General features: G+C 56.2%; 26 protein-coding genes and 1 pseudogene. 16 read left to right on the forward strand and 11 right to left on the reverse strand.

Annotated elements, in window-relative coordinates; translation table 11 throughout:
• The first annotated feature begins 140 nt into the window (after positions 1-140).
• A complete protein-coding gene (locus ACMYSK_RS08065) occupies positions 141-2,447 on the forward strand; it encodes a helix-turn-helix domain-containing protein (protein WP_434641670.1) in 2,307 nt (768 codons plus the stop codon).
• Here ACMYSK_RS08065 and ACMYSK_RS08070 read toward each other — a convergent pair.
• The gene (locus ACMYSK_RS08070; RefSeq protein ID WP_434641672.1) at positions 2,428-3,291 is read right to left on the reverse strand and encodes a helix-turn-helix transcriptional regulator; all 864 of its coding nucleotides are present in this window, start codon (positions 3,289-3,291) and stop codon (positions 2,428-2,430) included. The two genes, ACMYSK_RS08065 and ACMYSK_RS08070, sit on opposite strands and share 20 nt — an antisense overlap.
• Positions 3,292-3,388: 97 nt before the next feature.
• Between ACMYSK_RS08070 and ACMYSK_RS08075 the strand changes: the two genes are divergently transcribed.
• The 8 genes from ACMYSK_RS08075 (at position 3,389) to sapF (ending at position 10,855) form a co-directional block, all read left to right on the forward strand.
• Positions 3,389-4,279: an SDR family oxidoreductase gene (locus tag ACMYSK_RS08075; protein WP_434641674.1), complete on the forward strand. Its 891-nt coding sequence runs from the start codon at positions 3,389-3,391 to the stop codon at positions 4,277-4,279.
• A gap of 128 nt (positions 4,280-4,407) precedes the next feature.
• Positions 4,408-4,722 (forward strand): PTS sugar transporter subunit IIB, encoded by a 315-nt coding sequence (locus ACMYSK_RS08080; protein WP_434641676.1) that lies wholly within the window; start codon positions 4,408-4,410, stop codon positions 4,720-4,722.
• A 163-nt stretch (positions 4,723-4,885) separates the two neighbouring features.
• Positions 4,886-5,170: a hypothetical protein gene (locus ACMYSK_RS08085; protein ID WP_434641678.1), complete on the forward strand. Its 285-nt coding sequence runs from the start codon at positions 4,886-4,888 to the stop codon at positions 5,168-5,170.
• Positions 5,171-5,569: 399 nt separating this feature from the next.
• A complete protein-coding gene (sapA, locus tag ACMYSK_RS08090; RefSeq protein WP_434641680.1) occupies positions 5,570-7,213 on the forward strand; it encodes an ABC transporter substrate-binding protein SapA in 1,644 nt (547 codons plus the stop codon).
• Positions 7,210-8,175 (forward strand): putrescine export ABC transporter permease SapB, encoded by a 966-nt coding sequence (gene sapB / locus ACMYSK_RS08095; protein ID WP_434641681.1) that lies wholly within the window; start codon positions 7,210-7,212, stop codon positions 8,173-8,175. Before sapA ends, sapB begins: the two co-directional genes overlap by 4 nt.
• Positions 8,162-9,052, forward strand: a complete 891-nt coding sequence (gene sapC / locus ACMYSK_RS08100) for a putrescine export ABC transporter permease SapC (RefSeq protein WP_434641683.1) — start codon at positions 8,162-8,164, stop codon at positions 9,050-9,052. Before sapB ends, sapC begins: the two co-directional genes overlap by 14 nt.
• Positions 9,052-10,044: a putrescine export ABC transporter ATP-binding protein SapD gene (sapD, locus tag ACMYSK_RS08105; RefSeq protein ID WP_434641685.1), complete on the forward strand. Its 993-nt coding sequence runs from the start codon at positions 9,052-9,054 to the stop codon at positions 10,042-10,044. Before sapC ends, sapD begins: the two co-directional genes overlap by 1 nt.
• Position 10,045: 1 nt before the next feature.
• On the forward strand, positions 10,046-10,855 hold the full coding sequence (gene sapF, locus ACMYSK_RS08110; RefSeq protein ID WP_434641687.1) for a peptide ABC transporter ATP-binding protein SapF: 810 nt from the start codon (positions 10,046-10,048) through the stop codon (positions 10,853-10,855).
• A gap of 30 nt (positions 10,856-10,885) precedes the next feature.
• Here the strand turns inward: sapF and ACMYSK_RS08115 are convergent.
• The 6 genes and pseudogenes from ACMYSK_RS08115 to ACMYSK_RS08140 all read right to left on the reverse strand — a co-directional run bounded on the left by ACMYSK_RS08115 (position 10,886) and on the right by ACMYSK_RS08140 (position 17,014).
• Positions 10,886-12,334: pseudogene (locus tag ACMYSK_RS08115) on the reverse strand (purine-cytosine permease family protein).
• A gap of 53 nt (positions 12,335-12,387) precedes the next feature.
• Entirely contained in the window at positions 12,388-13,890 is a 1,503-nt protein-coding gene (locus ACMYSK_RS08120) for an HAL/PAL/TAL family ammonia-lyase (RefSeq protein ID WP_434641688.1), read from the reverse strand.
• Positions 13,887-14,681, reverse strand: a complete 795-nt coding sequence (locus ACMYSK_RS08125) for an ABC transporter ATP-binding protein (RefSeq protein ID WP_434641690.1) — start codon at positions 14,679-14,681, stop codon at positions 13,887-13,889. The genes ACMYSK_RS08120 and ACMYSK_RS08125 overlap by 4 nt, the downstream gene beginning before the upstream one ends.
• A gap of 1 nt (position 14,682) precedes the next feature.
• Positions 14,683-15,414 carry an ABC transporter permease gene (locus ACMYSK_RS08130; protein ID WP_434641692.1) on the reverse strand — a complete coding sequence of 244 codons (732 nt, stop codon included), beginning with the start codon at positions 15,412-15,414 and terminating at the stop codon, positions 14,683-14,685.
• A gap of 10 nt (positions 15,415-15,424) precedes the next feature.
• Positions 15,425-16,144, reverse strand: a complete 720-nt coding sequence (locus tag ACMYSK_RS08135) for an ABC transporter permease (RefSeq protein ID WP_434641693.1) — start codon at positions 16,142-16,144, stop codon at positions 15,425-15,427.
• 12 nt (positions 16,145-16,156) lie between these two features.
• The gene (locus tag ACMYSK_RS08140; protein WP_434641696.1) at positions 16,157-17,014 is read right to left on the reverse strand and encodes a transporter substrate-binding domain-containing protein; all 858 of its coding nucleotides are present in this window, start codon (positions 17,012-17,014) and stop codon (positions 16,157-16,159) included.
• Positions 17,015-17,230: 216 nt separating this feature from the next.
• Here ACMYSK_RS08140 and ACMYSK_RS08145 point away from each other — a divergent pair, with 216 nt between their 5' ends.
• The 7 genes from ACMYSK_RS08145 (at position 17,231) to osmB (ending at position 23,899) form a co-directional block, all read left to right on the forward strand.
• The gene (locus ACMYSK_RS08145) at positions 17,231-17,779 is read left to right on the forward strand and encodes a HutD/Ves family protein (protein ID WP_434641698.1); all 549 of its coding nucleotides are present in this window, start codon (positions 17,231-17,233) and stop codon (positions 17,777-17,779) included.
• A 220-nt stretch (positions 17,780-17,999) separates the two neighbouring features.
• On the forward strand, positions 18,000-18,788 hold the full coding sequence (gene fabI / locus ACMYSK_RS08150) for an enoyl-ACP reductase FabI (RefSeq protein WP_434641700.1): 789 nt from the start codon (positions 18,000-18,002) through the stop codon (positions 18,786-18,788).
• 217 nt (positions 18,789-19,005) lie between these two features.
• Complete coding sequence (locus ACMYSK_RS08155; protein ID WP_434641703.1) at positions 19,006-20,163, forward strand: CMD domain-containing protein; 1,158 nt, start codon at positions 19,006-19,008, stop codon at positions 20,161-20,163.
• A gap of 80 nt (positions 20,164-20,243) precedes the next feature.
• A complete protein-coding gene (locus ACMYSK_RS08160; RefSeq protein ID WP_434641704.1) occupies positions 20,244-22,178 on the forward strand; it encodes an exoribonuclease II in 1,935 nt (644 codons plus the stop codon).
• 193 nt (positions 22,179-22,371) lie between these two features.
• On the forward strand, positions 22,372-22,554 hold the full coding sequence (locus tag ACMYSK_RS08165; RefSeq protein ID WP_434641706.1) for a YciZ family protein: 183 nt from the start codon (positions 22,372-22,374) through the stop codon (positions 22,552-22,554).
• A gap of 71 nt (positions 22,555-22,625) precedes the next feature.
• The gene (yciT, locus tag ACMYSK_RS08170) at positions 22,626-23,375 is read left to right on the forward strand and encodes a DNA-binding transcriptional regulator YciT (RefSeq protein WP_434641708.1); all 750 of its coding nucleotides are present in this window, start codon (positions 22,626-22,628) and stop codon (positions 23,373-23,375) included.
• Between the two features lie 305 nt (positions 23,376-23,680).
• The gene (gene osmB / locus ACMYSK_RS08175; protein WP_015584565.1) at positions 23,681-23,899 is read left to right on the forward strand and encodes an osmotically-inducible lipoprotein OsmB; all 219 of its coding nucleotides are present in this window, start codon (positions 23,681-23,683) and stop codon (positions 23,897-23,899) included.
• A gap of 98 nt (positions 23,900-23,997) precedes the next feature.
• Here osmB and yciH read toward each other — a convergent pair whose 3' ends face one another.
• The 4 genes from yciH to ACMYSK_RS08195 form a co-directional block, all read right to left on the reverse strand.
• Positions 23,998-24,324: a stress response translation initiation inhibitor YciH gene (yciH, locus tag ACMYSK_RS08180; protein ID WP_434641710.1), complete on the reverse strand. Its 327-nt coding sequence runs from the start codon at positions 24,322-24,324 to the stop codon at positions 23,998-24,000.
• A complete protein-coding gene (gene pyrF / locus ACMYSK_RS08185; RefSeq protein WP_434641712.1) occupies positions 24,324-25,061 on the reverse strand; it encodes an orotidine-5'-phosphate decarboxylase in 738 nt (245 codons plus the stop codon). The genes yciH and pyrF overlap by 1 nt, the downstream gene beginning before the upstream one ends.
• Positions 25,062-25,252: 191 nt before the next feature.
• Positions 25,253-26,422 carry a lipopolysaccharide assembly protein LapB gene (gene lapB / locus ACMYSK_RS08190; protein ID WP_434641713.1) on the reverse strand — a complete coding sequence of 390 codons (1,170 nt, stop codon included), beginning with the start codon at positions 26,420-26,422 and terminating at the stop codon, positions 25,253-25,255.
• A 6-nt stretch (positions 26,423-26,428) separates the two neighbouring features.
• Positions 26,429-26,737, reverse strand: coding sequence for a LapA family protein (locus ACMYSK_RS08195; RefSeq protein ID WP_434641715.1), 309 nt, complete (start codon positions 26,735-26,737; stop codon positions 26,429-26,431).
• Positions 26,738-26,771 lie beyond the last annotated feature (34 nt).

Genomic DNA, 26,771 nt, shown 5'->3' on the forward strand with positions numbered 1-26,771 from the left:
CTTTCGAGTTTATGCGGTTAAAACGGCATCAATGTGCGGTTTTTTGTTTTATATTGACGGATTATTAATGAGTGTTTTTCATACTTATCGGTTATGACAAAAAGTAACCTGTTATTTTTTGTCTTAGAGAGGGCGTTACGGTGGAACACCAGTCAGGCGATTTTAGCGTCGCGGTTCGCGATGTCCGTCAGTACAGTCAGCAGGAAAGCGATGTATTAACGCTGCTGTGGGTGTTGGAAGGCCGCGTTGAACTGCATGACGGTGACGGTCACCAGTCGTTGCACCATGACGACCTGGCGATAGTGAACCGTAACCATCGCTGGAGCCTGAGCGCGTCGGCCGCCAATGCGGTGATGCTGCTGACCCTGTCCTGCGGCTGGCTGACGCGGCTTGACGGGGATTTTTTTGCCGTAGGCTATCAGGTCGCCGATGAGACCCGCGATGTCGATGACAGCCTGCGCCGTCTGATGCGTCAGCTGTTGATTATTGAACTGGTAAATCACCAGTCCCGCTACCGTCTTGAGGCCAACCGTTGGCTCAGTGAAATTGCCCTGCTGCTGGCCACCCGCTTCACCCGGCCCGTTATCGCCGGGACGCAGCGCGGGGCGGAGAAGTGGAGTCGCCGCATTGCCCGGGTGGTGGCACGTATTGATGCCAACTACCAGCAGCGCCTCTCCCTACACGATGTTGCTGCCGCCGAATTTGTCTCCGAAGCCTGGCTGTCGCGGCTGTTTCGTAAAGAAGTCGGCATGAGCTTTGTCCAGTACACCACCGCCCTGCGTCTCAGCAAGGCGGCTGAACAGCTCATCGCTACCCGCAAATCGGTACAGCAGATTGCCCAGGAACAGGGATTTGCCAGCACCCGCATCATGAGCGATCTGTTTAAACGTCTGCATGAGCTCACCCCGCGTCAGTTTCGCCAGCAGCACCCGCAGGCTGCCCCGGAGTCTGGCCGTTTACGTCCCGTCCCGACCGATATCTGGCAACCGGTCGCCGTCGAACGCCTGTATGCCCGGCTGAATGAGCCAGAAAAAAACGGCTGGGACAATCCGCAGCCGCTGTTGAACCCGCAGCAGACCCGTCAGATCGATCTCCGCCAGCTTCCGGTGCGTTGCACGCCATTACGCCATACCCGAATGGTGGTTACGGTCCGTGAGCTGGATGATTTATTGCGCGAGGATGTGCGCCGGGAACTGGAGCGGTTGCACGACAACCTGCCGGTTTATGCGATAGACATCAACGACCCGTTTCTCAGCAGCCGACTGTTCGCGACCGGCTGGGACGACCCGCAGATGGCAGGCTATGCCTGCTGGTACAATCTACAGCAGATTTTCAGCTGGCTGGCCAAAATGGGCTGGGGAGTGATTTTGCATACCGGGCTGACCACCCGCTGTGATCTGCTACAGCAGTTTTTACGCCTCGCGGCGAACCATTTCCTGCCGGCGACGCTCGCCAGCTGGCGTTTTGTCTGGCACTGGTCGCCGCAGGCCAGCGAAGAAGCCCGCCAGCATGCCTGGCAGCAGCAGCGCGACACGCTGCGGGCGCTCCTGCCGCAGCCGCAGTTAGGGATCTGGCATCGCTTCCCACAGAGCGCTATTGGTGAAGACGCTCTGCTCCGTTCGCCGCTGCTGACCGAGGCCAGTTTTCTCGCCTGTCAGGCCGACGCGAATGAGCTACTGGATCTGGCCCAGCTCGATAGCAGCAGGCTGGCCGCCAGTGAAAACTATCCGGTCCATAAGCTGCGCCAGATCCACAGCGCTCTGCGTCAGCGTCAGCTGTCGCTCCCCGTCTGGCTGCTGTCATGGAATACGTTAACCGGCAATACTCGCGACACCAACGGCCGTTTTTTTCGCGGTGCGCTACTGATGGATAACCTGCTGGGACTCGCCGACCAGGTTTGGCTGGCCGGATTCTGGCTAAATTCAGGCCTGCAGGGCGAAGCGCGCACAAACGGTAAGCTGGATACCTCCAGCCTGGCGCTGCACTACTTACACGGTCTGCCACGCCCGGTTTACTGGGTGCTGTGGCTCTGGCGACGGCTGCGCGGGGAGGTGCTGGTGAATGACAAAAATCTGCTGCTGTTACGTCACGGCGAACATTATCAGCTGCTGTTACGCAATACGGTGGTCTTCAACCCCTGGCTCTCCAGCGAAGAGGCCTTTATCCAGCGTTTCAGCCAGCCCTATAGCGTGCAGTTGTCGGGACTGAAGGGCCGCTGGCGGGTTAAACAGCATTTGTTCGATCAGCACCACGGGGCATTGTTCCCGCTGTTTGACGCTTTTCGCAGCCAGAGCGGACCGGATGAGGAGGACTATCACTGGTTAATGCACAGAGCGCGCCCGGCGCTGAGTGTCTCAGAGGAGCAGCCGGAAAACGGCTGGCATGTCGTCGACTCGCTGGAGAGCAACGCCCTGGCGCTCTACGAGTTTACCCCGCTGGGTGAATAACCTCGTCATTATCGGATGCAGGCTTTCCCTGGTTCACCCAATCGTAAATTTTTATCCGGCTCGTCTCGGTGGCCGGGTTAAACACCATCATGCTGAGGTCCGGGCGCCCGTCAACGGAGAACGTGGAGAATTCCAGCTCAATCATGCCAATCTGCGGGTGATGCATTCGCTTAAAACCTTCACCCTGTCCGGCCACATCATTGCTGCGCCAGAAGGCGTCAAATTCCGGACTCTGGCGCGAGAGATCCGCAATGAGCCGCTCGTTTTCTGCCGATACCCCAATCCTGGCGACATCGGCCCGAAAAGCGCTGACGATCAGGCGGGCAACGGATGGCCACTCTTCCAGCGCCCCGCGCGCAGCGTTGTCGGTAAACAGTCGACGAAGAATATTACGTTCGGCTAACGGCAGCAGCGCGTAGTCGGTCAGGACGCGAGCGGCGGCATAATTCCACGCAACCACATCCCAGGACGCGGTTTTGATTATCGCCGGAACCGGGAGAGCATTCAGCACCCGCTGTAATCGCGGGGTGATGTCGTCGGAGATTGTCAGCCGGGTTTCCGGCGGATGACCAAATGCCAGAATAAACAGATGTTCGCGTTCCGGCACCGTCAGCCTGAGTCCACCGGCGATACGCCCCAGCACCTCCCGAGAGGGTGCCCCGCCGCGGCCCTGTTCAAGCCAGGTGTACCAGGTGGGGCTAATATTTGCCAGCTGGGCCACCTCTTCTCGTCGCAGCCCAGGCGTCCGCCGACGGCCGGGCGCGAAGCCAAATGTCGCCGGGTCGAGCCGTAAACGGCGCGCCCGCAGGAATTCACCCAATGCATAAGCTGGAGAGTCGCTCATAATCAGCCTGTTAGTATTGATACCCTGATAATGTCTCTACTTTTATCGTATCGCGGTAAGACTACCATAGCCTGGACACTCATTCTGGAGGTAGCTTATGCGAATTTTTCTTACCGGCGCGACGGGATTTATCGGCTCGCGTATTCTCAGCGAACTGCGGGCAGCCGGGCACCAGGTTACCGGTCTGGCGCGTTCAGAATCCAGCGCCCATGCGCTGCAGGCAGCAGGCGCCGACGTCCAACGCGGCACCCTGGAAGAGCCCGACTCGCTGCTGACGGCGGTCGCCAACAGCGATGCGGTGATCCACACCGCGTTTGATCATGATTTCAGCCACTTTGTTGCAAACTGTGAAAAAGACCACCGCGTCATTCTCGCCATCGGCGCGGCGTTGAAAGACAGCCGTCGCCCGCTGATCGTCACCTCCGGTACCGCTATGGGCGACATCGGTGACGGGCGACCCGCTAGCGAAATGCACTTTAATCCCGCACACCGGAACCCGCGAGCAGCTTCGGAGCGTGCCGCAAATACGCTGCTGGATGCCGGTGTCGATGTCCGGGTGGTACGACTGCCTCAGGTGCATGACACGGTGCGCCAGGGGCTATTGACCTATTACATCGAGCATGCGGCAAAAACAGGGATCGTGGGGGTTGTCGGCGACGGGAGTCACTGCTGGTCGGCCGCACACATCAGCGATGTCGCAGCCCTGTATCTGCGGGTGCTGGAACAAGGTCAAGCCGGCAGGCGTTATCATGCTGTTGATGAAGAAGCGGTCCCCTCCATGCAGATTGCCGAGGTGGTGGCGCAAAAGCTAAACCTCCCTCTGCAATCCCTGAACATCGATGAGGCTGCGACTCATTTTGGCTGGTTTGCCGCTTTTGCCGGGATGGATTTACGCGCAACGTCGCTCTGGACCCGCCAGCAGCTGGGCTGGCAGCCGACAGGCCCGGGTCTGCTGGAGGATCTGCGTCATTTGGGCATCGCAATGTGACAACGTCACTAAACACCAGGTTGCGCGATCGTATTTTTATATCAGTCACATGAATAATTGATGGGCAGCGCATTTTCACCGACCGGAGCGGAATAATGTAGTTCCGGAACTCCATCGAGGATCAAACCGTGAAAAAACTACTGATATGTTGCTTGTTTGGTGAGACAGCGAACATCTTAGCGAAGAAAATGCAAAAAACAGCGGATGCTCAGGGTCTGAATATGTTAATTAGCGCCGTAGGTCTGGAGAATGTTTTTAGCGTTGCACCGGCCTACCACGCCGTGTTAGTGGCGCCGCATATTCAATATAAAAAGGATGAAATCGCTGAGGTGTTACACGATAAGCAGGAAATAGCGGTGATTGAAAGCCTGCCCTACGCATCATTTGACGGCGACAGCGTGCTGAAATTTGCGCTCGCCAGTATGCCCCAATCGCTCACCTGACAGGCTTTATCGATGCGGGCTGAACAGGCCCGCATTGCGCCATTCCATCTGCCTCGATTTTCACCCGATGAGGGGTTTACCAGAGTTAATTATTTGTAACTGGTAAGATGTGCCAATGTGAATTATAGTCTGCGCTTTATCGTTCAATGGACTGAAAACGCACATGATTCCGGTTAACATTCATACTCTTAGTCGCTATGCGGCGCATGTCAGTTTAACCCACACGATGAAAAACCATCGTTCACCCGCACTCTCAGTAATGATGATCTTTTCCGATCTGTGTATCCGTTCAACCCGGGACGCCTACAGCGAGCAGGGCTGGGAAATTAGCGAGAAGCGCAGCGGCCTGGTCCTGAGAACTTTTGTTGCGACCCATCACGGCGGGACGGAGATCGAAATCACGCCGAAGGACTATATCGGTCGCTATAACCGATTACTTCCCCTGTAAGCGCCGGTGAATTAACAGCTAACTGGAGAAAGTGGCAATAAAAAGATACCATGTTTCATTATCTGCCATACACCGCATCAATATGCAGGGAAGCGCCTAAAAGAGCACCATACCCTCAGGTTTTTGATGAATATCAATCCGTAGTCCCCTTTGAAGCATCACGATCGACGCGACCCGTACTGTTGCATGCTTTGTACGTTATTCAGGGGGATGGAGGATAAAAACGCCTGGTGGGTTTACGAGGTATACTCGAAGTAGCGGTGCGGTATGCATGTGGGCTGACGTAACAGCACCATGGCGCAACAGCCCGCTATATTGTCCCTGCGAGCGTTTAAGGTGATGGAATATGTCATTGAATATTAATAAGACAGAGCTCTGCTCTATAACCACAAAAACATTATGCGCCTGAAATTATCTTCTCTCCTGGCGGTTGTATCACTGCTGTGTGGGCAGGCTGTTGCCGCGCCCGCGCTGCCCGCGAATGCCGATATTCGCGACAGCGGCTTTGTGTATTGCGTCAGCGGTCAGGTTAACACCTTTAACCCGCAGAAAGTCAGCAGCGGTCTGATTGTCGACACCTTAGCTGCCCAGTTATACGACCGTCTGCTGGATGTTGACCCCTATACCTACCGTCTGGTTCCTGAACTGGCCGAAAGCTGGGAGGTGCTGGATAACGGTGCCACCTACCGCTTTCACCTGCGTAGCCACGTTCCTTTCCAGTCAACATCCTGGTTTAAACCCACCCGCGCCTTTAACGCTGACGATGTGATTTTCACCTTCAGTCGCATTTTTAACCGCGACGATCCGTGGCACAACGTCAACGGCAGCAGCTTCCCCTATTTCGACAGTCTGCAATTCGCCGACAGCGTGGAAAGCGTGCGCAAGCTGGATAGTCAAACCGTCGAGTTTCGTCTGAAACGCCCGGATGCCTCATTCCTCTGGCACCTGGCCACCCACTATGCGTCGGTCATGTCAGCAGAATACGGCGCGCAGCTGACCAAACACGATCGCCCAGAGATGCTTGACCGTCAGCCGGTCGGCACCGGCCCGTTCCAGCTGGAAGAGTACCGGGCCGGGCAGTATGTGCGCCTTCAGCGCCATCCGGACTACTGGCGCGGTAAACCGCTGATGCCACAGGTGGTGGTCGACCTCGGTTCCGGCGGTACCGGTCGCTTGTCCAAACTGTTGACCGGTGAGTGCGATGTTCTGGCCTGGCCTGCCGCCAGCCAGTTGACTATTTTACGCGACGATCCCCGTCTGCGCCTGACGCTGCGACCGGGAATGAATATCGCCTGGCTGGCGTTCAATACCGCGCGGCCGCCGCTGGATAACCCGGATGTGCGCCACGCGCTGGCACTGGCCATCAATAACCAACGCCTGATGCAGTCTATTTATTACGGCACGGCGGAAACCGCCGCCTCAATGCTGCCGCGCGCGTCGTGGGCCTACGATAACGACGCTAAAATTACCGAATACAATCCAAAAGAAGCTCGCGCCCGGCTCAAAGCGCTGGGGCTGGAAAAACTGACGCTTAAGCTCTGGGTACCCACCAGTTCACAAGCCTGGAACCCCAGCCCGCTGAAGACCGCCGAGCTGATTCAGGCTGATATGGCGCAAATTGGCGTGAAGGTTATTATTGTGCCGGTCGAAGGCCGCTTCCAGGAGGCCAGATTGATGGACATGAACCACGATCTGACGCTCTCCGGCTGGGCCACGGACAGTAACGATCCGGATAGTTTTTTCCGGCCGCTGCTGAGCTGTGCGGCCATTGCCTCGCAGACCAACTTCGCCCACTGGTGCAATCGTGAATTTGACGAGGTGCTGCAAAAGGCCCTGCGCTCTCAGCAGCTGTCGTCACGTATTGATGCTTATAAAGAGGCGCAGCATATCCTGGCCCGCGACCTGCCGGTGCTGCCGCTGGCTTCATCGCTGCGTCTCCAGGCTTACCGCTATGATATGAAAGGTCTGATCCTGAGTCCGTTTGGCAACGCCTCCTTTGCGGGCGTCTCGCGGGAGAAAAAAGACGAGGTGAAAAAACCATGATTATTTTTACCCTGCGCCGCCTGCTGCTTCTGCTGGTCACGCTCTTTTTCCTGACCTTCGTGGGCTTCAGCCTGAGCTATTTTACGCCGCACGCCCCGCTGCAGGGCGCCTCGCTATGGAACGCCTGGCAGTTCTGGTTCAGCGGGCTGCTGCACTGGGACTTCGGCGTCTCCAGCATTAACGGCCAGCTAATTTCAGAGCAGCTGAAAGAGGTGTTCCCGGCCACTATGGAGCTGTGCATCCTCGCGTTTGGCTTTGCACTGCTGATTGGTATCCCCGTCGGTATGCTGGCGGGGATTATGCGCAACAAGTGGCCAGATACGCTAATCAGCGCCATAGCGCTGCTCGGCTTCTCGATTCCGGTGTTCTGGCTGGCGCTGTTGCTGACGCTGTTTTTCTCTCTGACGCTAGGCTGGTTCCCGGTGTCCGGGCGCTTCGACCTACTCTACGAGGTGAAAACGGTCACCGGTTTTGCGCTGATCGATGCCTGGCTTTCCGATTCACCGTGGCGCCATGAGATGATCGTCAGCGCCGCGCGGCATATGGTTCTGCCGGTCTTAACGCTGGCGGTCGCACCGACCACCGAAGTGATCCGCCTGATGCGCATCAGCACCAGCGAAGTGTATGACACCAACTACGTGAAGGCCGCCGCCACCCGTGGCGTTTCGCGGCGCACGATTTTACATCGCCACGTGCTGCACAACGCCCTGCCGCCGGTTATTCCACGCCTTGGCCTACAGTTTTCAACCATGCTGACCCTGGCGATGATCACCGAGATGGTCTTCAGTTGGCCGGGCCTCGGCCGCTGGCTGATTAATGCCATCCGCCAGCAGGATTACGCCGCCATTTCGGCAGGCGTCATGGTGATTGGCGCACTGGTGATTACCGTCAACGTGATATCAGACATTCTGGGAGCCATGGCTAACCCGCTGAAACATAAGGAATGGTATGCCTTACGATAGCGTCTATCTGGAAAAGCGGCCGCCTGGCGCGCTGCGTACCGTATGGCGGAAATTTTACGGCGATACCACCGCGATGATCGGCCTGTACGGCTGCGCAGGTCTGGTGCTGCTGTGCGTCTTCGGCGGCTGGTTTGCTCCTTATGGTATCGATCAGCAGTTCCTCGGCTACCAGCTACTGCCGCCGTCGTGGTCGCGTTATGGTGAAGTGTCGTTCTTCCTCGGGACGGACGATCTCGGCCGCGATGTGTTAAGTCGCCTGCTGAGCGGCGCGGCTCCCACCGTCGGCGGCGCTTTTGTCGTCACTTTCGCGGCGACGCTGTTCGGCCTGGTACTCGGCGTGGTTGCCGGATCGACCCACGGCCTGCTCTCGGCAATGCTGAACCATATCCTCGATACCCTGCTGTCGATTCCGTCGCTGCTGCTGGCAATTATCGTCGTCGCCTTCGCCGGGCCGCATCTGAGCCACGCAATGTTCGCCGTCTGGCTGGCGTTGCTGCCGCGTATCGTGCGCTCGGTCTACAGCATGGTGCACGACGAACTGGACAAAGAGTACGTGATTGCCGCCCGTCTTGACGGGGCATCAACCTTAAATATTCTCTGGTTTGCGGTGCTGCCAAACATTGCTTCCGGACTGGTTACCGAGATCACCCGTGCATTATCGATGGCGATTCTCGATATCGCGGCCCTCGGTTTTCTTGACCTCGGTGCCCAGCTTCCCTCACCGGAATGGGGGGCAATGCTGGGCGACGCGCTGGAGCTGATTTACGTGGCGCCGTGGACGGTCATGCTGCCCGGCGCGGCAATTATGATTAGCGTCCTGCTGGTCAATTTGCTGGGCGACGGGATCCGCCGCGCAATTATCGCCGGGGTGGAATAATGCCGTTACTTGATATCCGCAACTTAACCATCGAGTTCAAAACCAACGAAGGCTGGGTTAAAGCCGTCGATCGCGTCAGCCTGACCCTCGCGGAAGGTGAAATCCGCGGCCTGGTGGGCGAATCAGGTTCCGGTAAAAGCTTAATCGCCAAAGCAATTTGCGGCGTGACCAAAGATAACTGGCGGGTTACCGCCGACCGTATGCGCTTCGATGATATCGATCTCCTGCGCCTTTCCATCCGCGAACGCCGCAAACTGATTGGTCACAACGTGTCGATGATTTTTCAGGAGCCGCAATCCTGTCTCGACCCGTCGGAACGCATCGGCCTGCAACTAATGCAGAATATCCCCGGCTGGACCTTTAAAGGCCGCTGGTGGCAGCGTATCGGCTGGCGAAAACGCCGGGCTATCGAACTGCTGCATCGCGTCGGGATTAAAGATCACAAAGACGCGATGCGCAGTTTCCCCTACGAGCTAACCGACGGGGAGTGCCAGAAGGTGATGATTGCCATCGCCCTTGCTAACCAGCCACGTCTGCTGATCGCCGATGAGCCAACCAACGCCATGGAACCGACGACCCAGGCGCAAATTATCCGCCTGCTCACCCGTCTGAACCAGAATAACAACACCACCATTTTGCTGATCAGTCACGATATGCAGATGCTCAGCAAATGGGCGGATAAAATCAATGTGATGTACTGCGGGCAAACGGTAGAAACCGCGCCCAGCGAGGAGCTGGTAACAACGCCTCATCATCCGTATACCCAGGCGTTAATCCGCGCGATCCCGGATTTTGGCAGCGCGCTGGCGCATAAAAGCCGCCTGAATACCCTGCCAGGGGCCATTCCCCTGCTGGAGCAGTTGCCGATCGGCTGCCGCCTTGGGCCTCGCTGCCCCTATGCGCAGCGTGAGTGCATCGAGACACCCCGCTTGACCGGAGCCAGAACGCATCTGTACGCCTGTCATTTCCCGCTAAACATGGAGAAAGAGTGAAATGGTCGAAACATTGCTCGAAGTCCGCAATCTGAGTAAGACCTTTCGCTATCGCACCGGCTGGTTCCGTCGTCAGATGGTAGAAGCGGTAAAACCGCTGAGTTTTACGCTCCGTGAGCGTCAGACGCTGGCGATTATCGGCGAGAACGGCTCCGGAAAATCAACCCTGGCGAAAATGCTGGCAGGCATGATCGAGCCGACCTCCGGCGAGCTGCTGATTGACGATCATCCGCTGGAGTTTGGCGACTACTCTTTCCGCAGCCAACGTATTCGCATGATCTTTCAGGATCCATCGACCTCACTGAATCCGCGCCAGCGAATCTCACAGATCCTCGACTTCCCGCTGCGCCTGAATACCGATCTCGAACCGGAGGCGCGGGAAAAGCAGATTATTGAGACCCTGCGGATGGTCGGCCTGCTGCCGGACCACGTGAGCTACTATCCACATATGCTGGCGCCCGGGCAGAAGCAGCGTCTGGGCCTGGCGCGTGCGCTGATTCTGCGCCCGAAGGTGATTATCTGCGATGAGGCCCTGGCATCGCTGGACATGTCAATGCGTTCGCAGCTGATCAACCTGATGCTGGAGCTCCAGGAAAAACAGGGAATTTCATATATCTACGTGACTCAGCATCTGGGGATGATGAAGCATATCAGTGACCAGGTGCTGGTGATGCATCAGGGTGAGGTCGTCGAACGCGGCAGCACCGCCGATGTTCTGGCGTCACCGCTGCACGACCTCACCCGACGGCTGATTGCCGGGCACTTTGGCGAGGCGCTGACCGCCGACGCCTGGCGTAAAGACGGTAAATAACCGTCTGCGCCGGCCCGCAGAAGTACGCGTTTAATCCGGAAAAACGCTCTGCGTCGGTAGCACCCGACGGTCGAAGTGACGCAGCGCGTAATAGAGCATCCCGGTCCCAAACCAGCCGATAATCCAGGAAACATCGTTCCCGGCAAACAGCCACGTCAGCGACCCGTGATACAGCGGGTTCTCAATAAACGGCAGTTGGATAAGCACGCCGGCCACATACACGACAATCGCGTAGAGGTTCCAGTATCCGTAACGCTGTTGTGGATCGGACAGCGCGGGAATATCTACGGCTCCTGCCGAGATTAAATAGTAATCGGTCAGACTGATGGCGCTCCACGGAACGAAAAATGCCAGCAGGAAGAGCAGGAAATGGGTGAAGTTCTTTAAAAACGCAGGCTCACTCAACAGCGCAATCACGCACGAGATAGCCACCATCAGCACCACGAAGAGAATACGCGATCTTTTCGACAGCGAAGCCTGGCGACGAAATCCGGAAACAATAGTGCTCAATGACATAAAGCTGCCGTAGGCATTCAGGGTCGTGAAGGTGATTTTGCCAAAGCAGATGGCAAAGTAAATCACCATCGCCATAAGCTGGCTTTTCCCTAACCCGACGATAAAACTCACTTCATGGCCGGAAAATGCACTGCCGGCAATGGCCGCGGTCAGAACCCCGAGGGTCATCGATGCCTGAGTACCCAGTACCGTGCCGCTGAAGACACACAAAAACGTCTTCGCGCCGGAGACATTGCGCGGCAAATAGCGGGAGTAATCGGAGACATAGTGGCAAAATGCAATTTGCCACGACGACGATAACGACACGGCCAGTAAGAACATCGGCAATGAGAAATGGTTATCCTGCACGATCGCCGGCAGATTAGCAGAGAGCAGCAGCGTCACGAACAAATAGACGAACGCGAATACCCCCACCACGCTCGCCACTTTGCCCAGCTAATGTATTACGCGATAGCCCAGGACGGCAATCACGATAATAATCGCGCTGAACAACAGCATACCGGCGACATCAGAAATCGACAGTAGTCTGGCCATGGCCTGACCGGCCAGCACGGTGCCGCTGGCTGAAAAGCCCACGTACATCACGCACACCACTACCAGCGGCACCACGGCACCGAATACGCCAAACTGCGCCCGGCTGATAATCATCTGCGGCAAACCCAGGCGCGGCCCCTGCAGCGCATGCAGCGACATCACCGCAGCACCAAGCACCTGCCCCACCAGCAGCCCAATCAATGACCAGACCACATCGCCTCCCAGCACCACCGCCAGCGCACCGGTCACGATGGCGGTAATTTACAGATTGCCGCCAAACCACAGCGTAAACTGGCTAAAAGGATGCCCGTGGCGTTCGCGGTCGGGAATATAATCGATGGACCGCGTTTCCGTTAAACCCCGATCGCGATGGGCTGACTGCCGGTCGGCTGGCGGAAAAGATGACCTATTTTCCTCGCTATAGCTCATTGTTATTGTTGTGTTTTATAGTTCTATAATCTGGTGTTGTTTGCCACCGGCCGCTATACCAGCCAGTCCACCCGATGGTTCTTTATGGTTGCGACCGCTTTCGCTATTTCCGGCGCCAGCCAGCGGTCATCTTCCCATGTCGCCACCGTCTGTCGCAGCAGCGCCAGCGCGTGGCGCGTACCTGCCGCCAGCATGTCCTGGGCGTGAAACTCCAGGCCCTGAGCGGACAGCAGATATTCAATCGCCATGATTTGATACAGGTTACCCAGCAGACGCTGTAGCTTTAACGATGCGCCGGTGCCGAGACTCAGGTGATCTTCCTGCAGCGCCGAGGTGACAAAATTATCGAGTACCGCCGGTTGCGCCAGCTGCTTATTCTCCGCACAGAGCGACGCCGCCACGTATTGAGCAATCATCATGCCTGAGTTCACACCGGGTTTTGCCACCAGGAACGCCGGCAGACCGCTGATTAACGGGTTGACCAGGCGATCCAGACGCCGCTCGGCGATCGCGCCCAGCTCGGCCATTGCAATCGCCAGCACATCACAGGCCATCGCGACCGATTCCCCATGCGGATGCGCCTGCGACACCACCCGCCAGTTTTCCAGCGTACCGAGAATCAACGGGTTATCCGTACAGGCGTTCAGTTCAGTGTTAATTTGCCGCTCGGCATGATCGAACTGATCGCGACAGGCGCCGTGCACCTGCGGCATGGATCGCAAGCTGAGCGCATCCTGCGTGCGTATCCCCTGGCTAACGCCCAGCAGCGGGCTGTCGGCCAGCAGCTGGCGTAAGCGGGCTCCGCTATGTTGCATACCGGGGCTGGCCTTCAGCGCCAGAATCTCGGCATCAAACGCCACGATCTGCCCGCGCAGGGCTTCAAAACTCATAGCGCCGGTGACATCGGCCCAGTCCAACAGATGGCTGGCATCATCGAGAGCCAGGCAGGCCATCCCGGTCATACACGGCGTACCGTTGACCAGACTGAGTCCCTCTTTGGCCCCGGGCGCGATCGGCTGAAGTCCCGCTTGTTCCAGCGCTTCAGTGGCTGGAAGCACACGCCCCTGCCAGTTCACCTCGCCAATACCCATCAGCGCCAGGCCGATATGCGCCATATGCGTCAGATAACCCACCGACCCCTGCGAAGGCACCTGCGGCGTGATGTGTTGATTCAGGAAGGCCAGCAGTTGTTGCACGATGGCGCAGGAAATCCCCGATTTCCCGTGACTGTAGTTGGCCACGGCGGCGCACATAATGGCCCGCGTTTGTGCGTCGTCCAGCAGAGGCCCAACCCCGCAGGCGTGGCTCAGCAGCGTATTGCGCGACAGCTGGCTCAGCTGCTCTTCAGGCAACGTGATATTGCATAATGCCCCCAGCCCGGTATTGATCCCGTAGGCAATCTGACCCGCATCAATAATATGCTGAACAATCGCCCGCCCCTGCGCTATGCGCTCCCAGGCACCGGCGCTGAGCGCCAGCTGCGCGTTGCCACGGGCGACCAGCACGACATCCTGCCAGCATAACGGGGCATCGCCCCACAGCACCTGTTGATTCATACGGATTGTCCTGGTTGATGATGACTGGAGATAAACTGCTGAAAACGCGGCGATCCGTGAGCCCCAAACAGCGCCTCCGGGGTACCGTCGCAGTCAATGGTGCCCTGGTGCATAAACACCACGCGGTTAGAGACATGGCGGGCAAACCCCAGCTCATGCGTGACCACTAACATCGTGCGCCCTTCTTCCGCCAGACTGCGCATCACTTTTAATACCTCACCTACCAGCTCCGGATCCAACGCCGACGTCGGTTCATCGAAGAGCATGACCTCGGGGTCCATCGCCAGCGCACGGGCTATTGCGACCCGCTGCTGCTGACCCCCGGAGAGCTGAGCCGGGTAAAAATCTTTGCGGTTCAACATACCGACGCGATCGAGCAACTGTTCCGCCTGCTCAATGCACTCCTGCTTGCTGCGCTTTAAGACGTAATGCGGCCCTTCAGTCACGTTTTGCAGCACCGTCATATGCGACCACAGGTTAAAGCTTTGAAACACCATCCCCAGCCGAGAGCGCAGGCGCTCGATCTGTTTAGGGTTGGCCGCTAAACGGTGGCCGCGGGCATGGTGCTTCATCTCAATGGTTTCGCCTCCCACGCTGACCACTCCGGCATCGGGCGTTTCCAGCAGGTTGATGCACCGTAAAAGCGTACTTTTCCCTGAACCACTGGCCCCCAAAATCGAGATCACATCGCCTTTTTGCGCGTGGATAGAAATCCCTTTCAACACATCAAGTGAACCAAAGGATTTATGGATATCGCTGACGGACAGCGTCACGGGACGGGAATCGTGCATACTATTCTCCTTTGGTGGCCGGTTTGAGTGATACGGTGGCAGGGGTTTGCCGGGTATGCGGCGTCAGACGACGCTCAAGCAGTGCATACAGCTGTACGATGATAAAGTTGAGCAGCAAATAGATAACTGCCGCGCAGAGAAACACTTCCATCGTGCGATAGGTTCTTTGGATAATTTGCTGTGCCACGCCGGTGACATCCCACACTGTCACCAGGCTGGCAAGCGCCGTGGATTTGACCAGTAAAATCGCCTCCGTCGAATAGGCCGGCAGCGCGTAGCGCAGCATCACCGGCGCGATAATGCGCCGCAGCAGCAGGAAACGGGACATCCCGCAGGCCTGTCCGGCTTCAATCTGCCCGACGGGAACCGCCAGCAGCGCGCCACGCAGGATTTCAGCCGTGTAGGCGGCGGTACACAGCGCCAGCGCCAGCACCGCGCAGATAAACGGCTCGCGCAGCAGCGGCCACAGAAAACTGTGGCGAATCACGCCAAACTGGCCCAGCCCGTAATAGATAAGGAATAGCTGGATCAGCAGCGGCGAGCCGCGAAACACCAGAATATAGCCTTTCGCAAAACCGCTCAGCAGCGGCCAGCGGCTCATTCGCAGCGCCAGCACCCCGACAGCCAGTACGCCACCGCAGAGAAAAGAGCAGATAAACAGTCCCAGCGTAACCGGTAGCGCGGCGCTGAGCTTCAGGAACGTGTCGCTGAGAAAGGCAAAGTCGATAAACATAGATTCTCCCTTAAGCCTGAGCCGAAGCGCGACGCAGCCATGCGCGATTCAGGCGACTTTCCGCCCGAATAAACGCCCGGTTGGACAGTAATGTGAGTACCAGATAGCACCCGGCGCCAATCAGATAGAACAGGAAATATTCGCGGGTGGAGCCGGCGGCAATTTGGCTGGTGCGCATTAATTCCGCAATGCCCGTCACCGAGACCAGCGCCGAATCCTTCAGGCTCATCTGCCAGACGTTTGACAGCCCCGGCAGCGAATAGCGGGCAATCTGCGGCAGCATAATGCGCTGAAAAATCCGCCAGCGCGGCATACCGATTGCCGACGCCGCCTCGACTTCACCAGGCATCAGCGCCAGGCGAGCCGCGCGGTAAACTTCCGCCTGATATGAGGCGGAAATCAAACCGATGGCCAGTGAACCAATCAGGAACGGCGGGACTTCAATAAACCCGTCGGCGCCAAACAGCTGGCCGATCGCTGAGACCAGTCCTGAACCACCAAAATAGAACAGGTAAATGACCAGCAGTTCTGGAATGCCGCGGAATACCACCGAATAGGCCGAGCCGAACCAGCGAGCGGGCGCGTGCTGCGACAGCTTTGCTGAGGCAATCACGCCGCCCACCACGGCACCGACCGCTAAGGCGGCGAGAGACAGCAACAGCGTGGTCAGCGTTGCGCTCAGAATGAGCGTTCCCCAACCGTTTTCACCAAAACTCAGCAGACAAAGCATCTTCAACCTCACTTATGGCGTGACATCGCTTTTAAACCATTTCTCGCTCAGCTTTTTCACCGTCCCGTCCGCCAGCGCGGCCTGAATGGCCGTATCCAGCTTCGCTTTTAAGTCGGCATCGGCGTGGCGAACGCCCATCGCTTCGCCGTCGCCCCAAATGGGGCCGCTCAGCTGTGGGCCGCTAAAGTTGAGGTTGCTGTTTTCCGGACGGGCAAGCGTCGTGTTGGCGAACGTAATATCGTCAAAGACGGCATCGATACGTTCCGCCTGCAGATCCAGAATAGCGTCCGCTGAATTGCTGTATTCGCGAATATCGGCCACATCTTTGAAGTATTTGTCGATGAACGGGGTATAAACGGTGCCAGAAGCAATACCGATGGTTTTGCCTTTCAGGGCGGCTTTTAATGGCGCAATCGCCGCCTGAATTTCTTTTTCATCATCGTGAAGCTTAATGATGTGGTTAGCTCCGGTCGCCGGCGGCAGCAGGGTGCCTTTTACCGCGATAAAAGATGCCGGTGTCGCGGCATAGGGGATTGTGAAAGAGACCACCTGTTTTCTTTCCGGAGTAATGACGATGGCATCCATAATCACATCGTATTTCCCGGCATTCAGTCCGGCTATCATCCCGTCCCAGTTTTGGACAACCAGCTTGCATTCAATGCCCATACGCTGGCAGAGATTCACCATCAGTTCAGGTTCGAAGCCGCTCAGTTTTCCGCCCGGCAGCGTCATGTTCCAGGGCTCGTAGCCCCCTTCCGTGGCAATGGTAATGGACTTCCACTCTTTGGCATTAGCCGTACTACCGCAGAGCAATAGCCCTGAAAACAGGGTTGTCAGACAGGCCTGGCGAAAAGTGATGCTCTGCTTCATGATAATTCTCCTGATTTCATTTAAGTCATGCCGTCCTGGCGTTGCCAGACGGACGTAAAATTCAGATGACAGAGCATGTATATACAAGCATTGACAAATCCGCACACCCTCCTGATGATGGATTTGTGAGCCACACTGTAAATAATTTGTAATCGAATTGAAAATTCGGTGTAGCTAAAACTTTACACAATGCGACAGGCCGACGGTGAAACTGCGATGATAACTGCCTTTAATTTCTCTTCCCTGCCGATCACCCCGTGGAAAAACGGCGCTGGCGAAACGCGTGAAATCATCAGCGTTCCCTCACCTGACCCGGATGCCCCCTTTCTCTGGCGTGCCAGCATCGCGATGTTAGAAAACGACGGGCCGTTTTCACCTTTTAAGGGCATTGATCGGGTCATTACGTTAATTGAGGGGCAGCCACTCTGGCTGCGCGGTGACGGGATCGATCACCATCTGCAACGCTGGGAGCCGTGGGCATTTTCCGGCGACTGGTCTCTGGGCAGCGAAGGCATTTCTGCACCGGGCCTGGATTTTAACATTATGACACAACGCACCCGCGCTACCGCGCAGGTCAACGTGGTCTCCACTGAACAGCATCCCGGTAGCGAAGGCATTGCCTGGGTACTTCAGGGATGCTGGCAGCTTGCCGACAAGCGCTGTGATACGCGATCAGGGATCTGGTGGCAGGACCAACCGCCCGGCGCGCTGATGCCGCTCTCGCCCGATGCCCGGCTGCTGCTGGCCAGCATTACCCACCTTTAACCCGTCGATAGGCAGCCAGGCGGCATAAAACGGGCCAGATATCCGGTGATATACTGGAGTGTGTCCGGTCGTCATTACGTGTTAAGGCACGAAAATATCGTGACACAAGGGGTCGTCAGTGGGATATAATTCTCGGCTAAATTTGAGTTATTTTGAAATAACAACCTTAACCCCATGATTGTTAAAGTAAAAATAAGCAATAACGATAAGGATTAAAGCTATGGGTTTTCTTTCCGGTAAGCGCATTCTGGTGACTGGCGTTGCCAGCAAACTGTCCATCGCCTACGGTATTGCGCAAGCAATGCACCGTGAAGGGGCTGAACTGGCGTTCACCTATCAGAACGAAAAACTGAAAGGTCGTGTGGAAGAATTTGCAGCGGCACTGGGTTCTAACATCGTACTGCCGTGCGACGTGGCTGAAGATGAGAGCATCGAGTCTCTGTTCACTGAACTGACTAAAGTCTGGCCGAAATTTGACGGCTTCGTCCACTCAATCGGTTTTGCGCCGGCTGACCAGCTGGACGGCGACTATGTCAACGCGGTTACTCGCGAAGGCTTCAAAATCGCTCATGATATCAGCGCCTACAGCTTCGTGGCGATGGCGAAAGCCTGCCGCGGCATGCTGAACCCGGGTTCTGCCCTGCTGACGCTGTCCTACCTGGGCGCAGAGCGTGCGATTCCGAACTACAACGTGATGGGTCTGGCAAAAGCCTCCCTGGAAGCGAACGTGCGTTACATGGCGAATGCAATGGGTCCTGAAGGCGTGCGCGTCAATGCTATCTCTGCCGGTCCGATCCGTACCCTGGCCGCATCTGGCATTAAAGACTTCCGTAAAATGCTGGCGCATTGCGAAGCGGTAACCCCGATTCGTCGTACCGTGACTATCGAAGACGTGGGTAATAGCGCAGCATTCCTGTGCTCCAACCTGTCTGCCGGTATCTCCGGTGAAGTCGTTCACGTCGATGGCGGTTTCAGCATCGCGGCCATGAACGAGCTGGAACTGAAATAAGTTCCTTTCCCTCCTCACGCCCGTGAGGAGGGATTCTCTGCATTCTCTGCATTCTCTGCATTCTCTGCACGTCAGAGACAAACATTCTCCCCTGTTATTCCAAACGGCTATTTGTTAGCACGGATCAATATTTTCTCCTGCTTCGGGGTTACGCCAGGATAGTAATGTATATGGCCCACGGAAGTGCGGCTTGTCACATACCGATCAAGGAACGCCCATGGAGCAACGCCGCATTTATGGCAAAAACCACTGGTATCATGAAACCCAGTCAACAATCTGCCCGGTGGATGTGCTGCCGCTCGCCCCTGAAGCCGCCCATGTCGAAGACCGTTTTTTACTCGATCTGACATTGCCCGAAGAGTGGCTCCCGGCGCATACAGGCTGGCTGACGCCAGCACGATGTCTGGCCGATGCGCTTTTTCCCGCATCCGTCGAGGTCAATCGACTACAGACGTTTAGCGCCTACGATCGGCTAAGCACGGCGCTGACCGTTGCCCAGGTTTATGGCGTGCAGCGCCTGTGTAATCACTATGCCGCACGGCTGGCCCCGCTACCGGGACCGGATTCTTCACGAGAGAGCAATCGTCGGCTGGCGCAGATAACCCAGTACGCCCGCCAGTTGGCCGGTTCCCCGTCGGTGATTACCGCCCTGTCCCGCAGCCAGTTGGATGAAGTCGGGTTAACCAGCCGCGATATCATCCTGATTAATCAGATTATTGGATTTGTCGGCTTCCAGGCGCGGGTGATTGCCGCGTTTCATGCATGCCAGGGCTTCCCGGTACGCTGGATGCCGGGTATGCCACAGCAAGAAGATGCGCCAGCAGACGATTTCTCCGCCGGTCCGTTCAGTTGGATACCCGACATCAACGACACCGATCTCCGCTATGTCAGCGACGAACGGCAGGCGTTGCTGGCCGACTGGCAGCCGCATCCCGGCCTTTCAGAGCTGGCGCCGCTGCTCGCGGTCCATGAAACGACGCTTAAAGCCCAGCATGAATTACTTAGCCAGTTAAGCACGAATCAGCCATTTGCATCTCTGGTGGCGCTGATGAGCGCGCGCATCAACGGTAGCGTCAGCTGTTTTAACGCATGGGCCGAGAGCGGCTTTGATTCCCCGCAGCTTTCAGACGTTTTGCGCCGGGACGATCGCGCATTTCAGTCATGGGGACAAAACCACCCTACCGAGCGCGCTATCTTGCAGGCGGCACAGCTTTTAACCCGGGCACCCGACCGGTTCAGCGCGGCGCATTTAACCCCCCTTTCGGAGCATGGGCTTTCCCGCGAGCAGATTGTCGATATTCTGGCGTGGTGCGGGCTATGCGGCTGGATGAATCGTCTGAAAATCGCCCTCGGGATCGTTCGTCAACAGACGTAAAATGCCAAACATCGCTTGCCGCAACAGGCATTATCGCGTAAAAATGTCAGCCGCTCTTTTAGCCACGAAAATACCTAATTATGTTTCAGGACAACCCGCTGCTAGCGCAGCTTAAACAGCAACTGCATTCCCAGACTCCTCGTGTTGAAGGGGTCGTTAAGGGGACGGAAAAAGGTTTTGGCTTCCTCGAAGTGGATGCGCAAAAAAGCTACTTTATTCCGCCGCCGCAAATGAAAAAAGTGATGCATGGCGACCGTATTAGCGCCGTGGTCCATACTGAAAAAGAACGTGAAAGCGCTGAACCGGAAGAGTTGATTGAACCTTTCCTGACCCGTTTCGTCGGTAAAGTGCATAAAAAAGATGACCGTCTGTCTATCGTTCCCGATCATCCGCTGCTGAAAGACGCAATTCCTTGCCGCGCCGATCGTGGCGTGAGCCATGACTTTAAAGAGGGTGACTGGGCCGTTGCTGAAATGCGCCGTCATCCGCTGAAAGGCGACCGCGGTTTTTATGCCGAATTGACCCAGTTTATCACCTTCAGTGACGACCATTTCGTTCCGTGGTGGGTCACGCTGGCACGCCATAATCTGGAAAAAGAAGCGCCGGACGGCGTAGCGACCGAGATGCTCGATGAAGGTCTGGAACGTCGTGACTTAACGGCGCTGGATTTCGTCACCATCGACAGCGCCAGCACCGAAGATATGGACGATGCGCTATTTGTCGAAGCCGCTGCCGACGGCAAGCTGCATTTGACCGTTGCCATTGCCGATCCGACCGCCTGGATCGCCGAAGGCAGCAAGCTGGACAACGCGGCAAAAATCCGCGCCTTCACCAACTATCTGCCGGGCTTTAACATCCCGATGCTGCCGCGTGAGCTGTCCGACGATCTGTGCTCTCTGCGTGCCAATGAAGTGCGTCCGGTGCTCGCCTGTCGCATGATCCTGGCGGCTGACGGCACCATTGAAGACGATATCGAATTCTTCACGGCGACCATCGAGTCGAAAGCGAAGCTGGCCTACGACAACGTCTCCGACTGGCTGGAAAATACCGGCAGCTGGCAGCCTGAGAGCGAATCCATCGCTCAGCAAATTAAACTGCTGCAGGACGTCTGTCTGCGCCGCAGTGAATGGCGTAAAACCCATGCGCTGGTGTTCAAGGACCGCCCGGACTACCGTTTCGTGCTGGGTGAGAAAGGCGAAGTGCTGGACATCGTTGCCGAACCGCGTCGCATCGCGAACCGCATTGTTGAAGAGTCCATGATCGCGGCAAACATCTGTGCGGCCCGCGTTCTGCGCGACAAGCTAGGCTTTGGCGTTTATAACGTACATACCGGCTTTGATCCTGCTAACACCGAGCAGCTGGCATCGTTGCTGAAGACCCACGACGTCCACGTTGACCCGGTCGAAGTACTGACGCTCGACGGTTTCTGCAAACTGCGTCGCGAGCTGGACGCACAGCCGTCGGGTTTCCTCGATAGCCGTATTCGTCGCTTCCAGTCTTACGCAGAAATCAGTACTGAGCCAGGCCCGCACTTCGGCCTTGGCCTTGAAGCCTATGCCACCTGGACTTCACCGATTCGTAAGTATGGCGACATGATTAACCATCGCCTGCTGAAAGCAATGATCAAAGGTGAAACGGCCTCCCGTCCGCAGGATGACATTGCCGTTCAGATGGCCGAGCGCCGTCGCCTGAACCGCATGGCTGAACGCGATGTCGGTGACTGGCTGTACGCCCGCTACCTGAGCCCGCAGGCAGGTACCGATACCCGTTTTGCCGCTGAGATCATCGATATCAGCCGCGGTGGGATGCGCGTTCGTCTGGTGGATAACGGCGCCGTTGCCTTTATTCCGGCACCGTTCCTGCACGCCGTACGTGATGAACTGGTTTGTAGCCAGGAAAACGGAACCGTGCAGATCAAAGGTGAAATCGTCTACAAAGTCACTGACGTTATCGACGTCAAGATTGCCGAAGTCCGGATGGAAACCCGCAGCGTCATCGCGCGTCCGTTCGCCTGATAGCCGTCTTCAGCGGCTCCCGTAACCGGGGGCCGCTTATTTTTGGTCTCTGGCTGTTTCATATTGCCCCGTTTTGCCTCGTTTTCCTGACTATCCATCGCAGATGATTTACGTTGTGCGTTTTTTTCACTTCTCTTTTTCATCCGTTTTTTGCATCATTGATTTCATTCGTTTTTGTAACCAGGATAATGCTATGTCAGAACTGAATGCCCGCCTGCTCGCCCAACGTATCGATACCGTGCTGGATATTCTGGTTGCCGGAGATTATCACTCTGCGATTCATAATCTGGAGATCCTTAAAGCGGAACTTCAGGCGCTTTCTGCCGATGAGCCGGAAGCAAAACCCGGTCAGCCGAAAGCGCCCTGGGAAATCTGATTGCCCACATCGCCGCAATCGATTGTTGATGTCGATTGTCAGCCAAATAGCCCCCTAACTGTGATGTTGCTATGAACGCCCGACAACAAAGTATTTTGCAAATGGTCATCGATAATGGCCGCATGAGCGTGGCCGATCTCGCGAAAATGACCGGTGTCTCTGAAGTGACGATTCGTCAGGATCTGAATTTACTGGAAAAGCAGAGCTATCTGCGCAGGACTCATGGTTTCGCGGTGCCGCTGGACAGCGAAGATGTCGAAACTCGGATGATGACGCACTTCTCTATCAAACGTGAGCTGGCTACGCGTGCCGCAGAGCTGGTCAACGCCGGTGAAACTGTGTTTATCGAAAACGGCAGCTGTAACGCACTGCTCGCCCGTACGCTTGCCGAGCGCGGCGATATCACTATCATTACCGTCAGCAGCTACATTGCGCATCTGCTTAAAGAGACGCCCGGGGAAGTGATTCTGCTCGGCGGGATCTATCAAAAGCGTAGCGAAAGCATGGTCGGCCCACTCACGCGGCAGTTTATTCAGCAGGTTCACTTCAGCAAAGCGTTTATTGGTATAGATGGCTGGCAGCCGGAAACCGGTTTTACCGGAAGAGATATGATGCGTGCTGATGTGGTCAATGCCGTCCTTGAAAAGGGCTGCGAGGCGATTGTCCTCAGCGACAGTTCGAAGTTCAGCGTCGTTCACCCTTATCCGCTTGGCCCTGTGGCGCGCTTTAGCCGCATTATTACCGATAGCAGTCTGCACGATGACGCACGCCAACAGCTGACGGAAAGCGGGTTGACCGTCGATATCGTCAGTTTTTCCTGATCTCACCCCTGCTTTCTGTTTAACCCTCTGTTTTGCTTTTCCCGACGCCCACGCTTGTGGGCGCAGCCCGCATGAAGCCCTGTCTGAGAGTATTCCGAGCCCGCAATTAAGAGTTTTTACCTGCCGGTAAAATTTAAAAAAAGTAGAATTAATGTTAGCGATATAACAGGAAGTGACTATCACCTGCGTGATTAAAGTAACACCTGCGCAACTTAAGTTTCATGGAATCGCCCTTAAGACTTAGCATCACGCTATGCTTTAAAGGAAGTTGTATCCATGAATAGATTATTCAGGAGAAAATTATGATGACTTCAATGAGCAAAAAAATGGCTGCCGCAGTTCTGGCCGTAACCGTAGTAATGTCTCTGAGCGCATGTTCCAATTGGTCAAAACGCGACCGTAATACCGCAATCGGTGCAGGCGCTGGCGCACTCGGTGGCGCAGTCTTAACCGATGGTAGCGCACTGGGCACCCTGGGCGGCGCAGCGGTCGGCGGGATTATCGGCCATCAGGTTGGTAAATAAGGTCTGAACTGGACCAAATATAAAAATAATCCGCATCAATAGACTTACGCACCTGCTAAGAATCAAGGCCACGGTATTTACCGTGGCCTTGTTGTTTATTAACCGCCGGCCAGTTTAACTTTCATGCCTTTGGCTTCCAGCAACGTTTTCAGCAAATCGCGTTTATCGCCCTGAATTTCTATCACGCCATCTTTCACCGACCCGCCGCAGCCACACTTCTTTTTCAGCTCAGCGGCCAGTTTCGTCAGCGCGTCATCATCCAGGTCAATGCCCACGATCAGGCATACGCCCTTCCCTTTACGTCCGCTGGTCTGGCGCTGAATGCGAACGATGCCGTCGCCTTTTGGCCGCTCTGCGACCGGCTTCGGTTGATCTATCCGGCCGCTGTCCGTTGAATAGACCAGACGACTGTTGGAATCATTCATTATGCCCCCTTATTCAGTGACGCATTGATGCTGCGTAAGGTCGCTGCAGGATCCGCTGACTGGGTTACCGGACGACCAATCACCATATAGTCAACCCCGGCTTCCTGCGCCTGTTCCGGCGTCATGATGCGCCGCTGGTCACCGGCATCGCTGCCCTGCGGGCGAATACCGGGCGTGACCAGCTTAAATGCTTGCCCGAGTTCCTGTTTAAAGCGTACCGCTTCTTGTGCTGAACACACTACGCCGTCCAGACCACAGCGCTGCGTTAACGCCGCCAGTTTCGCTGCATGGTCGGCTGGAGAAAGCGTAATGCCAAGATCCTGGAGATCGCTGGCTTCCATACTGGTCAGAACGGTCACGGCAATCAGCAGCGGCGCATCCTGTCCAAACGGCACCAGTGCTTCACGTGCAGCGGTCATCATCCGCGCACCGCCGGAGGCGTGAACATTGACCATCCACACCCCGAGATCTGCCGCAGCGGCTACCGCGCGTGCGGTGGTATTCGGGATATCATGGAATTTCAGATCGAGGAAGACTTCAAAACCGCGCTGATGCAGGTCGCGAACAAACTGAGGCCCCAACCGCGTAAACATCTCTTTGCCTACCTTCAGGCGGCAGTCGCGTGGGTCAATCCGGTCAACAAAGGCCAGCGCTTTGTCGCGGTTATCATAGTCGAGCGCAACAACAACGGGAGAGGATGTGACAACGCGAGGCGAAGATGGAGCAGTAGACGTCATGACCAGACCTTAATTGTTGATGGGCGCCGTTTTGGCGCAAAAAAGGTAAACGGGCAGCATTCTACCTGCGATGAAGGGAAATTGACAGGCTGCTTTTCGCCTCCTGCAAGGCGATATCAGCGGTGGCGTCAAAGGCGAGGAGTTATAAAAACTGGTTAGTATGTTGTAACTAAATTGCGTTTTTTTAAAAACTATTGTCCGTCGAGACCGCGAATGGGCTTAATCGTTGACCATGACCGGCAGGACGGACAGTGCCAGTACAGCGTATGCGCGGTAAAACCGCACTTCTGGCAGCGGTAGCGCGGTTTACTGCGAACCTGCTCACCCACCATATTACGCAGCACGCCCAGACTCTCCTTCGCGCGCCCCTCTTCAGCCTCGTTAAGGTGATAGTCCATCAGCTTGTGGAAGACCCGCATCGTCGGGTGGCGCTCCAGCTGACGCGTCACATAGCTCTGTGCAGCCTCTACGCCCTCACGCTGTTCGAGAATTTGCGCCAGCATCAGTTCTGCGGTTGCGCCGGTATTTTCATCGGCGCAGCGGCGCAGGAAGATTTCCCACTCATCGAGCTTGCCCAACTGCTGGTAGCAGGTCTGTAGCATGTCGAGCGTTTCGCCCACCAGCTCTTTGTCCTGATTAATCACCCGCTCCAGGCTCTCTACCGCTTTCGCGTAGTCGCCCTTCTCCATCCACACCCGGCCCATCATAATCGACACGCGAGCGCTGTTGCGGTCAGCCGACGCCCCTTTTTTCAGTAGCGTCATGGCCTTATCCATATCGCTGTTCGCCATCTGCTGCAGCGCCAGCTCGCACCAGAAGTTAGCTATATCGCCCCGGTGCTTTTCTTTACCCAGCTTCACTAAACGTTCGGCAACATCGATAGCCGACTGCCAGTCGCTGGTGGCCTGGTAGATTTGCAGCAGCTGCTGTAGTGCGCTGAGGCGAAAATCGGTTTCATCCACCAGCTGCTTGAACATATCTTCCGCGCGATCGTAAAGACCGGCAGCCATGTAATCACGCCCCAACTGCTGAACGGCCAACAGCCGCTGATCGTAGGTCAGTGAAGCACTTTCCATCAGGCTTTGGTGAATACGGATAGCCCGGTCAACCTCGCCGCGGGAGCGGAACAGGTTTCCCAGGGTCAGGTGAGCCTCAACGGTACCGGTATCCTCTTTCAGCATGTCGAGGAACAGGTCTACCGCTTTATCCTGCTGATTGCTCAACAGGAAGTTCACCCCGGTCACGTAATCACGTGACAGGCGGCTAGCGTCGTCCTGTTTGGACTGTTGTGCACTTCTGCGCCCCATATACCATCCGTAAGCAGCGGCAACGGGCAATAGCAGAAACAACAACTCCAGCATAAATGATTATTCCTTCACCGCAGGAACACCTGCGTCGGCCGGCACGGCGGTTGTTGGTGCAATCTGATGTTCAAGACGCTTAATTTTACGTTCAGCGCGCACCAGCGAAACACGAACCCGCAGCCAGAAAAGGCCGCAAATCAGCCAGCCAATAGCAAACCCTGCGGCAAAGAGCACTGCCAGCAACGTCGAAATACGGAATTCACCCTGCGCGAGCAAATAGTTGAACGTGACCAGTTGATCATTCTGCGCGCCTAGCGTCACGGAGATGACGAAGACCGCTAATACCAGTAAGAAAATAAGTAAATATTTCACACTACTTCCCGTTTTGTGGGTTGAGCGAATAAAT

Origin of the sequence: Klebsiella sp. I138 (genome assembly GCF_051131765.1) — a bacterium.
Classification (GTDB): Bacteria; Pseudomonadota; Gammaproteobacteria; order Enterobacterales; family Enterobacteriaceae; genus Klebsiella.

Coding starts and splice junctions, on each gene's coding strand:
- ACMYSK_RS08070 (WP_434641672.1), bottom strand. CDS start 3,291: ATGAGCGACTCTCCAGCTTATGCATTGGGTGAATTCCTGCGGGCGCGC.
- ACMYSK_RS08075 (WP_434641674.1), top strand. CDS start 3,389: ATGCGAATTTTTCTTACCGGCGCGACGGGATTTATCGGCTCGCGTATT.
- ACMYSK_RS08085 (WP_434641678.1), top strand. CDS start 4,886: ATGATTCCGGTTAACATTCATACTCTTAGTCGCTATGCGGCGCATGTC.
- sapA (WP_434641680.1), top strand. CDS start 5,570: ATGCGCCTGAAATTATCTTCTCTCCTGGCGGTTGTATCACTGCTGTGT.
- sapB (WP_434641681.1), top strand. CDS start 7,210: ATGATTATTTTTACCCTGCGCCGCCTGCTGCTTCTGCTGGTCACGCTC.
- sapC (WP_434641683.1), top strand. CDS start 8,162: ATGCCTTACGATAGCGTCTATCTGGAAAAGCGGCCGCCTGGCGCGCTG.
- sapD (WP_434641685.1), top strand. CDS start 9,052: ATGCCGTTACTTGATATCCGCAACTTAACCATCGAGTTCAAAACCAAC.
- sapF (WP_434641687.1), top strand. CDS start 10,046: ATGGTCGAAACATTGCTCGAAGTCCGCAATCTGAGTAAGACCTTTCGC.
- ACMYSK_RS08120 (WP_434641688.1), bottom strand. CDS start 13,890: ATGAATCAACAGGTGCTGTGGGGCGATGCCCCGTTATGCTGGCAGGAT.
- ACMYSK_RS08125 (WP_434641690.1), bottom strand. CDS start 14,681: ATGCACGATTCCCGTCCCGTGACGCTGTCCGTCAGCGATATCCATAAA.
- ACMYSK_RS08130 (WP_434641692.1), bottom strand. CDS start 15,414: ATGTTTATCGACTTTGCCTTTCTCAGCGACACGTTCCTGAAGCTCAGC.
- ACMYSK_RS08135 (WP_434641693.1), bottom strand. CDS start 16,144: ATGCTTTGTCTGCTGAGTTTTGGTGAAAACGGTTGGGGAACGCTCATT.
- ACMYSK_RS08140 (WP_434641696.1), bottom strand. CDS start 17,014: ATGAAGCAGAGCATCACTTTTCGCCAGGCCTGTCTGACAACCCTGTTT.
- ACMYSK_RS08145 (WP_434641698.1), top strand. CDS start 17,231: ATGATAACTGCCTTTAATTTCTCTTCCCTGCCGATCACCCCGTGGAAA.
- fabI (WP_434641700.1), top strand. CDS start 18,000: ATGGGTTTTCTTTCCGGTAAGCGCATTCTGGTGACTGGCGTTGCCAGC.
- ACMYSK_RS08155 (WP_434641703.1), top strand. CDS start 19,006: ATGGAGCAACGCCGCATTTATGGCAAAAACCACTGGTATCATGAAACC.
- ACMYSK_RS08160 (WP_434641704.1), top strand. CDS start 20,244: ATGTTTCAGGACAACCCGCTGCTAGCGCAGCTTAAACAGCAACTGCAT.
- ACMYSK_RS08165 (WP_434641706.1), top strand. CDS start 22,372: ATGTCAGAACTGAATGCCCGCCTGCTCGCCCAACGTATCGATACCGTG.
- yciT (WP_434641708.1), top strand. CDS start 22,626: ATGAACGCCCGACAACAAAGTATTTTGCAAATGGTCATCGATAATGGC.
- osmB (WP_015584565.1), top strand. CDS start 23,681: ATGACTTCAATGAGCAAAAAAATGGCTGCCGCAGTTCTGGCCGTAACC.
- yciH (WP_434641710.1), bottom strand. CDS start 24,324: ATGAATGATTCCAACAGTCGTCTGGTCTATTCAACGGACAGCGGCCGG.
- pyrF (WP_434641712.1), bottom strand. CDS start 25,061: ATGACGTCTACTGCTCCATCTTCGCCTCGCGTTGTCACATCCTCTCCC.
- lapB (WP_434641713.1), bottom strand. CDS start 26,422: ATGCTGGAGTTGTTGTTTCTGCTATTGCCCGTTGCCGCTGCTTACGGA.